Annotated in this window: 13 protein-coding genes; 5 read left to right on the top strand and 8 right to left on the bottom strand. The window is 66.7% G+C overall.

The window, feature by feature from the left end:
- Positions 1-22 precede the first annotated feature (22 nt).
- Complete coding sequence (locus ATO11_RS06440) at positions 23-1,249, top strand: mandelate racemase/muconate lactonizing enzyme family protein (protein ID WP_050529989.1); 1,227 nt, start codon at positions 23-25, stop codon at positions 1,247-1,249.
- A gap of 79 nt (positions 1,250-1,328) precedes the next feature.
- Here the strand turns inward: ATO11_RS06440 and ATO11_RS06435 are convergent, their stop codons facing one another.
- The 4 genes from ATO11_RS06435 to ATO11_RS06420 form a co-directional block, all read right to left on the bottom strand.
- Positions 1,329-3,206, bottom strand: a complete 1,878-nt coding sequence (locus ATO11_RS06435; RefSeq protein ID WP_050529988.1) for an acyl-CoA synthetase — start codon at positions 3,204-3,206, stop codon at positions 1,329-1,331.
- A 175-nt stretch (positions 3,207-3,381) separates the two neighbouring features.
- Positions 3,382-3,879, bottom strand: a complete 498-nt coding sequence (locus ATO11_RS06430; RefSeq protein WP_050529987.1) for a MarR family winged helix-turn-helix transcriptional regulator — start codon at positions 3,877-3,879, stop codon at positions 3,382-3,384.
- Positions 3,880-3,975: 96 nt separating this feature from the next.
- Positions 3,976-4,245, bottom strand: a complete 270-nt coding sequence (locus tag ATO11_RS06425; protein WP_050529986.1) for an FAD assembly factor SdhE — start codon at positions 4,243-4,245, stop codon at positions 3,976-3,978.
- Positions 4,242-4,640, bottom strand: a complete 399-nt coding sequence (locus tag ATO11_RS06420) for a helix-turn-helix domain-containing protein (RefSeq protein ID WP_050530069.1) — start codon at positions 4,638-4,640, stop codon at positions 4,242-4,244. The genes ATO11_RS06425 and ATO11_RS06420 overlap by 4 nt, the downstream gene beginning before the upstream one ends.
- An 87-nt stretch (positions 4,641-4,727) precedes the next feature.
- Between ATO11_RS06420 and ATO11_RS06415 the strand changes: the two genes are divergently transcribed.
- From ATO11_RS06415 to ATO11_RS06405, 3 genes are all read left to right on the top strand, one after another.
- Positions 4,728-5,930 (top strand): pyridoxal phosphate-dependent aminotransferase, encoded by a 1,203-nt coding sequence (locus ATO11_RS06415; RefSeq protein WP_050529985.1) that lies wholly within the window; start codon positions 4,728-4,730, stop codon positions 5,928-5,930.
- Positions 5,931-6,024: 94 nt separating this feature from the next.
- A complete protein-coding gene (locus ATO11_RS06410; RefSeq protein WP_050529984.1) occupies positions 6,025-6,729 on the top strand; it encodes a cyclic nucleotide-binding domain-containing protein in 705 nt (234 codons plus the stop codon).
- Positions 6,730-6,808: 79 nt separating this feature from the next.
- Positions 6,809-7,201 carry a hypothetical protein gene (locus tag ATO11_RS06405; protein WP_050529983.1) on the top strand — a complete coding sequence of 131 codons (393 nt, stop codon included), beginning with the start codon at positions 6,809-6,811 and terminating at the stop codon, positions 7,199-7,201.
- Between the two features lie 6 nt (positions 7,202-7,207).
- Here ATO11_RS06405 and ATO11_RS06400 read toward each other — a convergent pair whose 3' ends face one another.
- The gene (locus tag ATO11_RS06400; protein ID WP_050529982.1) at positions 7,208-8,554 is read right to left on the bottom strand and encodes an MATE family efflux transporter; all 1,347 of its coding nucleotides are present in this window, start codon (positions 8,552-8,554) and stop codon (positions 7,208-7,210) included.
- A gap of 81 nt (positions 8,555-8,635) precedes the next feature.
- Here ATO11_RS06400 and ATO11_RS06395 point away from each other — a divergent pair, with 81 nt between their 5' ends.
- Positions 8,636-9,187 (top strand): gamma-glutamylcyclotransferase family protein, encoded by a 552-nt coding sequence (locus ATO11_RS06395; protein ID WP_050529981.1) that lies wholly within the window; start codon positions 8,636-8,638, stop codon positions 9,185-9,187.
- Here ATO11_RS06395 and ATO11_RS06390 read toward each other — a convergent pair.
- From ATO11_RS06390 to gltX, 3 genes are all read right to left on the bottom strand, one after another.
- Positions 9,148-9,579, bottom strand: coding sequence for a DUF1801 domain-containing protein (locus ATO11_RS06390; protein ID WP_134643073.1), 432 nt, complete (start codon positions 9,577-9,579; stop codon positions 9,148-9,150). The genes ATO11_RS06395 and ATO11_RS06390 overlap by 40 nt on opposite strands.
- A gap of 17 nt (positions 9,580-9,596) precedes the next feature.
- Positions 9,597-10,988 carry an MATE family efflux transporter gene (locus ATO11_RS06385; protein WP_050529979.1) on the bottom strand — a complete coding sequence of 464 codons (1,392 nt, stop codon included), beginning with the start codon at positions 10,986-10,988 and terminating at the stop codon, positions 9,597-9,599.
- Between the two features lie 113 nt (positions 10,989-11,101).
- On the bottom strand, positions 11,102-12,427 hold the full coding sequence (gltX, locus tag ATO11_RS06380) for a glutamate--tRNA ligase (RefSeq protein WP_050529978.1): 1,326 nt from the start codon (positions 12,425-12,427) through the stop codon (positions 11,102-11,104).
- Positions 12,428-12,574: the final 147 nt, after the last annotated feature.

Genomic DNA, 12,574 nt, shown 5'->3' with positions numbered 1-12,574 from the left:
CATTGAGACCGGGGGACGACCCATGAAACTTGCCGACCTCGACGTGATCGTGACGGCCCCACCCGCGCCGGGCTGGGGCGGGCGGTACTGGATCCTCGTGAAGGTCACCACCGCCTGCGGGATCACGGGATGGGGCGAATGTTACGCCTCGACCGTCGGTCCGGTCGCGATGGAGGCCGTCATCCGGGACGTGTTCGACCGCTATTTCGAAGGCGAAAACCCGGAAAATGTCGAACGCCTGTTCCGGCGGGTCTATTCGTCGGGTTTCACCCAGCGGCCCGACCTGACGGTGATGGGGGCCTTTTCGGGGCTTGAAATCGCGTGCTGGGACATCCTCGGCAAGGCGCGGGACCGGCCCGTCTGGGCGCTGATCGGGGGCCGGATGTGGGACCGCGTGCGGCTTTACACCTACCTCTATCCCCTGCCGTCCCACGAGGTCTCCGACTTCTGGACCTCGCCCGAGATGGCCGCGGAATGCGCCGTCGCGATGGTCGAGGCGGGCTATACCGCGGTCAAGTTCGATCCCGCGGGTCCCTACACGATGCGCGGCGGGCACCAGCCGGCGATGTCTGATATCTCGATGTCGGTGGCCTTCTGCCGTGCCATCCGCGAGGCGGTGGGCGACCGGGCGGACCTGCTGTTCGGCACCCATGGCCAGTTCAACACCTCGGGCGCGATCCGGCTGGGGCAGGCTCTCGAACCCTACCTGCCGCTCTGGTACGAGGAACCGATCCCGCCCGACAACATCGCCGAGTTCCGCAAGGTGGCCGAGGCGGTGCGGATCCCCGTGGCGACCGGCGAGCGGATGACCACCAAGGCCGAGTTCGCTGCGGCCCTGAACGCGGGCGTCGCCATCCTGCAGCCGGCGCTTGGCCGATCGGGAGGCATCTGGGAAGGCAAGAAGATCGCGGCGCTCGCCGAAGTCCACAACGCGCAGATGGCCCCGCATCTTTATGCCGGGCCGGTGGAATGGGCGGCGAACCTGCACCTCGCGACGGCGACGCCCAACCTTTTGATCGCGGAGACGATCGAAACGCCGTTCCATGACGCGCTGATCAAGGGAACGATCAAGGTCGAGAACGGGCACGTCTCACTGTCGGACGCGCCGGGCCTTGGCATAGAGGTGGACGAGGCACTTGCCCGCGCCCATCCGTTCGACGGCAACGGACTGCACCTGCAAATGCAGGACGATCCGTGCGACTACGTGAACGGCAATTCCTTCGAAGGCGGCGCACCCCCCAAGAAATGAGGTCGGCTGACGAGCAGCCGACCTACAGTGGGTCTGTCTGATGTAGGTCGGCTGCTTGCCAGCCGACCACGCCCTGACCTCAGGCCGCGCGCTCCCACGGCCGGGTGAAGCTGCCCAGCACGTCAGTGACCGCGTCGTCATCGGCGCTGCCTTCGACCTGTGCCACGAGGCCGCGTTTCTTGTCGTCGATGACCGAGACGACCTTGGCGTCCACCCCGGCAGAGGACAGCGCCTCGTTATAGACGCGGGTGATCGCGGATTTGCGCAGGTCCGGCTTGAACACCTTGCCAACCGCCGTCTTGGGCAATTCATCAAGGATTTCCAGATGCTTGGGCTGGGCCGCGCGCTCGTGCACCTTCGACTTGCAGTACGAAAGCAGCTCGTCCGGCGTCACATCGGCACCCCCCACGAGCTCGACGAAGGCGCAGGGGATTTCGCCCGAATGCGCGTCGGGTTGACCGATCGCCCCGGCAAAGGCCACCGCCTCGTGCCCCAACAGCGCCTCTTCGATCTCGGCCGGGTCGATGTTGTGACCGCCGCGAATGATCAGGTCCTTGGCACGGCCGGTGATCCACAGGTAGCGGTCCGCGTCCATGCGGCCGAGGTCACCGGTGCGCAGGTACTTGTCCCAGTAGTAGAGGTCCTTGTTCTTGTCGGCCTCGGTATAGGTGTTGCCCGCGAAAACGCCGGGGTTTGAAACGCAGATCTCGCCGATTTCATCGACCGCGCATTCGACCGGTCCTTCGGGTGATCCCTTCACGATCTTGACGTCGCAATACGGGAAGGGAATGCCGATCGAGCCGACCTTCTTCTCGCCATCGACCGGGTTGCAGGACACCAGGCAGGTCGACTCGGTCAGGCCATAGCCTTCGACGATGGTCACGCCGGTCGCCTTCTCGAACCGCTTGAAAAGTTCGAGCGGCAGCGGGGCCGAGCCCGAGAAGGCCGTCTTGACCGACGAGACATCGGCATCGACCGGGCGCTGCATCAGGGCCGAGATCGCGGTGGGCACCGTGATGATGAAGGTGATCTGCCAGCGCTCGATCAGCTTCCAGAAATTGTCGAACACGCCATCGCCGCGATAGCCCTGCGGCGTGGGGAAGACCACGTGGGCACCCGACGCGATACAGGCCATCAGGATCACGTGGCAGGCAAAGACGTGGAACAGCGGAAGCGGGCAGATGACGTTGTCCTCTTCCGAGAACAGCAGCACATCGCCCAGCCATCCGTTGTAGATGATGCCGGAATACTTGTGCTGCGCGACCTTGGGCATGCCCGTGGTTCCACCCGTGTGGAAATAGGCGGCGACCCGGTCTTCCTGCACGTCCTCGAAGGCAAGCTCCTTGGGCTGCTTGTTCACCTCGGTCGTGAAATCCAGAACCTTGGCGTTGTGCGTGACGGCGACCTTGGGCCGGATCAGCGGCACGATCCAGGATTTCGGCGGGGTCAGGTAGCGGTTGAGGTCAACTTCGAGAACCGTCTTCACGTTGGGCGCCAGCGCGACCGCTTCGGCAGCCTTCTGCGGCACGTCGGTTTTCGGGAAGCCCTTGAGCGTGACCAGCACCTTGGCGTTCGTCTCGCGCAGGATCGCACCGATCTGTTCGGCGTCGAGCAGCGGGTTGATCGGGTTGGCGATCCCGGCCACGCAGCCGCCCAGAAGGGTCAGGACGGTCTCGTTCGCGTTGGGCAGCAGGTAGGCCACCACGTCGTTCGGGCCGATGCCGAGGCTGCGGAACAGGTTCGCTGTCTGCGCGGTCTTTTCGCGCAGTTGCGTCCACGACAGAGTCTCCGCCTTGTCCTTGGGACCGGAAAAGATCTGGTACGACACGGCGGGTCGCGAGCCGTGCTTGGCGGCCGTGCGCGACAGCAGGCCCCACAATGTCACCGGCAGGTCGCGGTCCGCCCACGGCATTTCATTCTCGATCGCGTCGCGATCCGCGTAAGACGCAAAGGTCATGGTGTCCTCCCCGGGGGTCGCCCATTCGGGCTGTTCTTTGAGTGGTGGGCGGAGGATGGGGCCGAATTGTCGCAGACGCAAGCGTGACGGGACGTTCGAACCGGTGCGTTACGGGGCGTCACACCGGGTTTTCAAAGTTGCCTTGCCGATGATCCGGCGCAGGGGCGGCGCGGGATCAGTAGATATAGCGAATCTGGTCAGTCCAGTACCGCTCCATCCGCCGCAGCGCGCCGGTGATATCGTCCATCGACTGCTCGCCGAGGATGTTGCGCGTTTCCAGCCCGTCTGCATGGCGTTCGAACAGGTGGGCCACGGTGTTGCGGATGCCGCGCCCCTTTTCGGTCAGGCGCACGCGGACCGACCGGCGGTCGATCTCGCACCGCTGGTGGTGCATGTAGCCCATCTCCACGAGTTTCTTGAGATTGTAGCTGACGTTCGAGCCCTGGTAATAGCCGCGCGTCTTCAACTCGCCTGCCGTGACCTCGTTATCGCCGATGTTGAACAGCAAAAGCGCCTGGACCGCGTTGATTTCAAGCACCCCCACCCTCTCGAACTCGTCCTTGATGACGTCGAGAAGGAGGCGGTGCAGCCGCTCGACCAGCGCCAATGCCTCAAGATAACCTGCCATGAACCCCTGCTGGCTCCCGATCATTATCGGATTGTTCATGCTCATCTAATGTGTCTCCGCCCAAAGCTGCCGTTGACAGGCACCTAACAAGGCAAACGCCAATAATCGGTTAAAACGCGCGGAGTTCGGATAAAAAGCGAACTAAGTCCGTTGGTTAACGGAAATCCAGTCGCGGATGTCCGCGATCAGGTCGGCCAGCGGCGCCGGCGGCGTCGCCGTGCCGCAGACCCAGGCATAAAGATCGTGGTCATTCTCGCTCAACAGGCCGTCATAGGTGTCCAGCGCGGGATCGGACATGCCGGGCAGGCGCGCGGCGGCGTAACCCGACAGGATCACGTCCATTTCCTTGATCCCCCGGCGCATCGACCGCATGGCGAGCCGCTTGAGGCGGATGTCCCGAGGTTCCGTCATACAGGCTGGCCGGGCGCGGCGGATCGCAGGCGTTTTTCCAGCCGGCCGATACGCTCTGCCGTGCGCAGCATCTGCGCCTTCATCTCCCGCATTTCCGCAAGGATATCGGTCATTTCGGGATCCGGGGAGACCGCGACGTCGGGCGCGTCCAGCCCCTCGCCCTCCCCGGTCAGCAGCCACGAGATCGACACGTTCAGCACGCCCGACAGCATCGACAGCCGGTTGGCGCGGGGTTCGGACAGGTCGTTTTCCCAGCCCTGCAGCGTCTTGAGCTTGATGCCCAGTCGCGCGGCGAGGTCTTCCTGCGTCATGCCCACGGCCTGGCGCGCGCCGGACACGCGATCGCCGAAGGTGGCGGCATCCGGTCCGTACCAGTCGAAATCCTGTTCGGTCATGGAGGGCATTCCTTCGATCTATTGATTGCGGGCTTATGCGCGCAACTTTATGCAGGCCTCTAGCAGCCATCAACGCAAGGCACGACCATGTCCTTCCTGTCCGCGACATTGCGCCGCGTAAAGCCCTCGCCCACCATCGCGGTGACAACGCGCGCCGCCGAATTGAAGGCCGAAGGGCGTGACATCATCTCGCTCGGCGCGGGCGAGCCCGATTTCGACACGCCCGCACATATCCGGGAGGCCGGGATCGCGGCGATCGAGACGGGCCGCACGCGGTACACGCCGCCCGACGGCATCCCCGAGTTGAAGGACGCGATCGCGGCCAAGTTCAAACGCGACAACGGGCTCGATTACGACCGCTCGCAGATCAGCGTCGGGTCGGGCGGCAAGCAGATCCTGTTCAACGCGCTGAAAGCCACGCTGAACGCGGGCGACGAGGTGGTGATCCCGGCACCCTTCTGGACGAGCTATCCCGACATGGTGTTGCTGGCGGGTGGCGAGCCGGTCATCGCCGAGACATCGGTACAAACCGCCTACAAGCTGACCGCCGACCAGCTTGAAGCCGCGATCACGCCGCGCACCAATTGGTTCATCTTCAACTCCCCGTCGAACCCGACGGGCGCGGGCTATTCCCGCGCCGAGTTGAAGGAGTTGACCGACGTGCTGATGCGGCATCCGCAGGTCTGGATCCTGTCGGACGACATGTACGAACACCTTGCCTTCGGGGATTTCAAGTTCTGCACGCCGGCAGAGGTGGAACCCGGCCTGTACGACCGGACGCTCACCACCAACGGGGTCAGCAAGGCCTATGCCATGACCGGCTGGCGGATCGGTTATGCGGGCGGGCCCGCAGAGCTGATCAAGGCGATGCGCGCCGTGCAGTCGCAGACCACGTCGAACCCCTGCTCGATCAGCCAGTGGGCGGCGGTGGAGGCCCTGACCGGGCCGCAGGATTTCCTTGCCCCCAATGCCCGGATGTTCGAGGCGCGGCGCGACATGGTCGTCGAGGCGCTGAATGCCTGCCCCGGCATCGCCTGCCCGGTGCCGGAAGGCGCGTTCTATGTCTATCCCTCGATCGCCGACTGCATCGGCAAGACTTCGGCCGGCGGCACGCGCATCGACACGGACGAGGATTTCGCCACCGCCCTGCTAAACGAGACCGGCGTCGCCGTCGTGCACGGCGCGGCCTTCGGCACGTCGCCCGCCTTCCGCGTGAGCTATGCCGCGTCCGAGGCCGATCTGCGCGAGGCCTGCACACGCATCCACACCTTCTGCGACGGGCTGGGCTGAACCGCGTCACCGCGGCCCGCGACCAACATTTTTCCTTGGCAGCAAGCGGCTTGCCGTGCCAGCGTCCGTTTTCGTAACCGGGCGGGAGCGCGTCATGTGGGACTGGATCGTCGAAACCGAATTGCTCGTCTACCTTGCGGGGCTCAGTTTCGTGCTGGGATACGTGATCATCAACCAGGTCGTGCTGCGGCTCTGGGTGACGGTCGGCACCGTGCTTTACATCCTCTACTACGCCACCGCCGCCGACCAGCCGTTATGGGGCGCGATCTACATGTCGCTGGCGATGGGGGCGGCGAACCTGTTCGGCCTGTTCAGCCTGCTGTGGCAGCGTTCGAAATACGCGGTACCGCGGGCGCACCAGGACCTGTACCGCACCCATTTCTCGCACGTGCCGCCCGGCGATTTCCGCGCGATCATGGCGCGCGGCAAACGCTACGTGACCGACACGCAAGAGGCCATCGCGACCCTTGGCGTGCCCGCGCCGCGCGTTGTGTTCCTGGTGTCCGGCCATGCCGTCGTCGACAAGGAGGGCGAGCGGTTCAACATGCCCGAAGGCTGGTTCTTCGGCGAGGTGAGCTATGTCCTCGACCAGCCGGCGGCGGCGTCGGCCACCGTGCCGGAAGGCACCGAGCTCGTCAGCTGGGACCGCGCCGACCTTGACGCGCTGCGCCAGAAGCCGCGCCTGCGCCTCGCATTCGAGGCCGCGGTATCACGGGACGTGGCACGCAAGGTCAGCGTCGCCGTCGCGCCGCGCCGCCTGCGGGTCGCGCCCGGCCCCGCGCCGGAACCCGCCGCCTGACGCCGCGCGGCAAATCGGCAATTCCTCCCGGACGCAGAAGACACTAGGGTCGGCGCAAGGATCAGGTTGAGGAACCGGCATGGCAGAACTGCCCGAATACTATTTCCGCATCCGCGAAAACGGCGCCTTCGTGTTCCGCGTCGATACCGAGAACCGGCAGCGCCGGATCGAGCTTGACCAGATCGCGGTCGTCAACCTCAACAAGTCCGAGATCAAGCCGCACGGCCAGACCCGGCTGTCGCAGCGCGACATGGACGAGATCACCGCCTGGATGCACAAGCGGCAGGCCTTGCTGGCCCTGCGCGACATCGACGACATCCACCGCGCGATCGACTACCTCAACACCACGGCGCACTGGGCGCAGTCCCGCGCCACGCCCGACCAGCTGGACGAGGTCACCGATGCCCTTCTGCTGGCGATGCATGACCTGCGCACGGTGCTGGTCCGCAAGAAGGCCGACCGGCTGAAATGACAGCGCCTAAAGCCGCGCCAGCATCCAGCGGAACCGCATCAGCAGCAGGATGGCCGCCGCCATCAGCCCCACGACCAGCCCCGCCCAGACGCCCATGGCCCCGAAGCCGAACGTGAAGCCGAGCAGGTAAGAGGCGGGCATACCGATCCCCCAGTAGCTGATCGCGGCAATGACCATCGGCATCCGCGTGTCCTGCACCCCGCGCAACAGGCCCAGCGCCACCACCTGCCCGCCATCGGCAAGCTGGAACAGCCCCGCCATCGCCATCAGCCCCACGCCCAGCGCGAGGATGGCCAGCCGGTCGGGCTCTGCCGGGTCGAGGAACAGCGACAGGATCGGGCGTGGCACCAGTACGAACAGCGCGATGGTGAGCGTGGCGACAATGCCCGAGATCACCAGCACCGTCACCGCGCCGCGCGCCAGGTGCGGCGTGTCGTTGCGCCCATGCGCATTGCCCACCCGGATCGTCGCGGCGTTGGCCAGCCCGAGATGGATCATGAAGGTGGCACTGGCGACCTGCAGCGCGATGCCATGCGCGGCCAGCGGCACCGTGCCCAGCCAGCCGACCATCAGGGCCGAGGCCGCGAACAGCCCGGTTTCGGCAAGGCTCGTGCCGCCGATGGGCAGGCCCAGTCGGACGACACGCCAGAACGCCTCCGGATCCGGGCGCCAGATGCGCTGGAAAAGCGCATGTTCGGGCAGGATGCGCGCGGCATAGACGGTGACGGCGGCGACGGTTGCAATCGCCGTGATCAGCGATGCCCACCCCGCCCCGGCGATTCCCAGCTCCGGCGCGCCCCAGCGGCCGAAGATCAGGATCCAGTTCAACACCCCGTTCAGCAGCGCACCGCCCACCGACAGCCACAGAACGATCTGTGTGCGCTCCAGCGCCGACAGGTAGCTTTTCATGACCATGATCACGAGATGCGGCAGGATCGCGAACCCCATCACGCGCAGGTAGTCCTGGCCAAGCCGGGCCAGCGCCTCTTCCTGCCCCAGCGCCCGCAGGACAGGGGCCGAGAACCAGAAGACCGGCAGGCACGCCACCCCGAACAGGACCGAGATCCAGAGCCCCATGCGCGTCACCCGCCGGACCTGCACCTCGTCCTCCTGCGCATGGGCCGAGGCGACCATCGGCACCACCGCCCAGGCAAAGCCCGAGCCCACGATGAAGAGCACGAAGTAGAGCGATCCGGCGAGGACCTGCGCCGCCAGCGCCTCGACGGCGTACCAGCCCAGCATGATCGTATCGACCAACTGGACCGCGAATTGCGCAAGGTGCCCGCCGACCAGCGGCAGGCCAAGCACAAGCACCGCGCGCGCGTGCTGGGGGTAGCTCATCCTGTGTTGCATGCCGCCGCATTAGGGGTGGCGCGACCGTTTGGCAATCCCGCCCGCTTGCGATAGGCCGCGCGGCCTGCGATCACGGGCGGCATGACCAACCCGCGCTTTTTCGGCTTCGGAAGCCTCGTCAACACCCGCACCCACGACTACCCCGTCACCGGCGATGCCGAGGCGGCGGGGTGGGAGCGCGTCTGGGTGCAGACGCCGGACCGGAGCGTGACGTTCCTGAGCGCACGGCCCGCGCCCGGCGTCGCCATCGGCGGCCTTGTCTGCGCCGTGCCCGGCGGCGACTGGCGGGCACTGGACGAACGGGAAAGCGGGTATGTCCGGGCCGAGGTCGCGGGTGATCTTGGCCTCATCGGCCCGGTAGCGATCTATACCACGCCCGGCCTCGCCCCCGCGCAGGACGCGACCCGGCCGATCCTTCTCAGCTATCTCGACGTGGTCATCCAGGGCTTTGCCGACCGGGGCGGCGTGGACAGCGCGCTGCGCTTCTTCGACACGACGACGGGCTGGGACGTGCCGGTTCTCGACGACCGCGCGGCACCGCGCTACCCGCGCCACCAAGCCCACACGCCGGACACGCAGGCCCTTGTGGATGCTCAGCTTGACCGGCTGGGGGTCGCCCGCATCCGCGTCTGACCGCGCAGGGACGGCTTGTGATAGGTGAGCGCCGCGCGGATCAGCGGGCGCAGATCGTCCGGAATGTGCGCTCCCTGCCCCGCAAGGACCGCGCGTGACCCGTCATAGGCAAACCGCGCACCCATGAGGTGCCGGAAATCCGCGATCAGCGATGTCTGGCAGTGGGCGAAAACCGCGACGCCGCCCGCCTTCGCCAGGCCCAGCCGGATCGGCGACCCGGTGCGCGGCACAACCGGCGCGTAGGACGGCTCTCCCCATTTGAGCGTTTCCGTCACTCCGCCCAGTTCGGGGATCAGTGACGCCTCTTCGAAGATCACCCGGCGGATCGCCAAAAGCGCGCTGCGGTCAGCCGGTTCGAACCGGGCAAAGGCTCGTGCGACGGCGTCGGGCATATCGGCGGGCAGGCCGGTCAATGCGGTCTGGAGTGAAACAGCGACAGGTGCCGAGCCATACGCTGGAACGGCGACGGGCCGGGGCTGCCCGGTTCGCTGGCGATCACGCGCAGCGCCAGCAGCAAGGCGACCGTGCCGAAGATCACGCCCCCAGCCGCCTGCCCGATCAGCACGCCCGGCGCACCCAGTGCCCATGCGCCCAGCATCACGAAGGGTATCGTGCCCAGCGTGTGCCGCCCCCAGTTCAGCCATGTCGAGTAATAGGGATGCTGGAGGTTGTTGAACGCGGCATTGGCGACGAACAGGCCGCCATTAAAGAAGAACACCAGCGCCAGCGGGCCGCAGAACAGGTAGACCAGCGCCAGCGCCTCTCCCTCCAGCGCGAACAGCGCCGCGATCGGCGCGCGCAGCAGGAACAGAAGGCTTGAGACGATCACCACGACGATCGCGGTGAAGATAAGCGCGTCCCGGAACGCGGTGCGCACCCGGCCCGTCAGCCCCGCGCCCGCGTTCTGCCCGATGATGGGGCCGACCGCGCCGGACAGGGCGAATATCACCCCGAAGGCCACCGGCGTCAGGCGCCCGACCACGGCCATGCCCGCAACCGCCTGTTCGCCGAATTCCGCCATCGCCCGCGTCACGTATGCCTGCCCCACCGGCGTTGCGAGCTGTGTCAGGATCGCGGGCAGCGCGATGGCGAAGACCGGGCTTGCATCGCGGATCAGCGGCCCCGTCCGGACCGGGGCGATCCCGTCATAGACCTGCACGACCGGACGCAGCGACATCACCGCGATCGTGATCCGCGCCGCGACCGAGGCCAGCGCCGCCCCGTTCAGTCCCAGCCCGAGAGCGAAGATGAAGATCGGGTCGAGCGCGGCATTGACCACCCCGCCCCAGATCGTCGCCATCATGGCGCGACGTGCGTCGCCATGCGCCCGCAGGATCGCACCGCCCACCATGGCCGCCATCAGGATCGGCAGCGTCGGCACGATGATCGCAAGGTAGGACACCGCCAGCGTTTCGGTCTCTCCCGACGCTCCGAGCAGCCGCACGAGGGGCGCAAGGTTCAGCCAGACCGCGACGGCAAAGACCACGCCGACCAGCGCGCCGTAGACGAGCGCGTTCGTCGCCACCGTCCGCGCGCGTTCCGCGTCCCCCGCGCCCAGCGCACGCGCCACCAGCGCCCCGGCGGCAATCGCCATGCCGATCGCGAAAGACGTGGTGAAGAACAGGATCGCGCCGGCATACCCGACCGCGGCGGCGAGCGCCGGCTGACCCAGCATCCCGATGAAGATCATGTCGACGAAATCGACCACGAAGATCGCCATCAACCCGACCGAGGCCGTCAGCGACATCACCGTCACGTGCCGCAACAGCGATCCTTCGAGAAACTTGGCCTGTTCCGCCATGGCGCGCCCCTTTCGCTGGCGAAAGGCTACGCACAGATCGCGCCACATGACCAGCACGGTGGTCAGGCAGGTCGGATGATATCATCCGACCTGCGCCGGACGCGCATGCAAGGTCAGGCTTTTGCGCGAACCTTGGACAGAAGCGGCATCAGCGCACCCATGTCGGGCCCATGCGCCTGACCGGTCAGGGCCTTGCGCAGCGGCATGAACAATCCGCGCCCCTTGCGGCCCGTCTGCGCCTTGACCGCGCCGGTCCATTCCGACCACGTCGCGTCGGTGAACGGCGGTTCGGGCAGCAGGGCCATCGCCTCGGCCACGAAATCGGCATCCTCGGCGTCGATCACCGGGTCCGCGCCCTCCTGCATGATCCGCCACCACCGCGCGATGTCGGCCCGCGTGTGCAGGTTCTCGCGGATCACGTCCCAGACCTGCGCCTGCCTGTCCGCCGGCACGCCCGCCGCGTCGAGGTCACCCGCCACGTCCGCCAGTGCCAGACCGCCAAGATGCCGCGCACTCAGCGGGTCGAGGTCGGCCTCGTCGAACTTGGTGGGTGCGGTGCCGAAATGCCCGATCTCGAACCCCTCGATCAGCTCGTCGTGGCTGGCGCGCAGCTCGATCGGGTCGCTCGACCCCAGCCGCGCCATGTGGCTCAGGATCGCCATCGGCTCGACCCCGCGGGCGCGCAGGTCGCGCAGACTGAGCGTGCCCAGCCGCTTCGACAGCGCCTCGCCCTGCGGGCCGGTCAGCAGCGAGTGGTGCGCGAATTGCGGTACCTGCCCGCCCAGCGCCTCGATCATCTGGATCTGGGTCGCGGTGTTGGTCACGTGGTCCGATCCGCGCACGACATGGGTCACGCCCATCTCGATATCGTCGACGACCGAGGCCAGCGTGTAAAGGAACTGCCCGTCCTGCCGGATCAGCACCGGGTCCGACACCGACGCCGCGTCGATGGAGATCGGCCCCATGATGCCGTCCACCCACTCGATCCGCTCCCGGTCGAGCTTGAAGCGCCAGACGCCCTGTCCGCGTTCGCCCCGCAGCGCGTCACGCTCGGCATCGCTCAGCGCCAGCGCGGCGCGGTCATAGACCGGCGGCTTGCCCATGTTGAGCTGCTTCTTGCGCTTGAGGTCCAGTTCGGTCGGCGTTTCGAACGCCTCGTAGAAGCGGCCCATCTCGCGCAGGCGATCGGCGGCGGCCTCGTAGCGGTCGAGCCGCTGAGACTGCCGCTCCATCCGGTCCCAGGTCAGGCCCAGCCATTCGAGGTCTTCGCGGATCGCGTCGACATAGCTTTCCTTCGACCGCTCGGGATCGGTGTCGTCGATGCGCAGGACGAAGGTGCCGCCCGCCTTGCGCGCGATCAGCCAGTTGAACAGCGCGGCGCGCAGGTTGCCGATATGCAGGTAGCCCGTGGGCGACGGGGCGAAACGGGTGGTGGTCATCGCGGATGTCCTCATGCTCGCGCGCCGGTTCACACGATTGACGCGCGGATGTCCAGACCGCGACGGGGTTTAGTTGCTTTGTCCATAAACGCGATGGCCCGTTTAGGCGGGCGTTAACACTTGCCCGCGATGGTCCGCGCCGTGGGT

The organism is Pseudaestuariivita atlantica, assembly GCF_001205715.1.
Taxonomy (GTDB): domain Bacteria; phylum Pseudomonadota; class Alphaproteobacteria; order Rhodobacterales; family Rhodobacteraceae; genus Pseudaestuariivita; species Pseudaestuariivita atlantica.
Note: the sequence above shows the minus strand (reverse complement) of the source record. Positions and strands in the feature narration are given on the sequence as shown.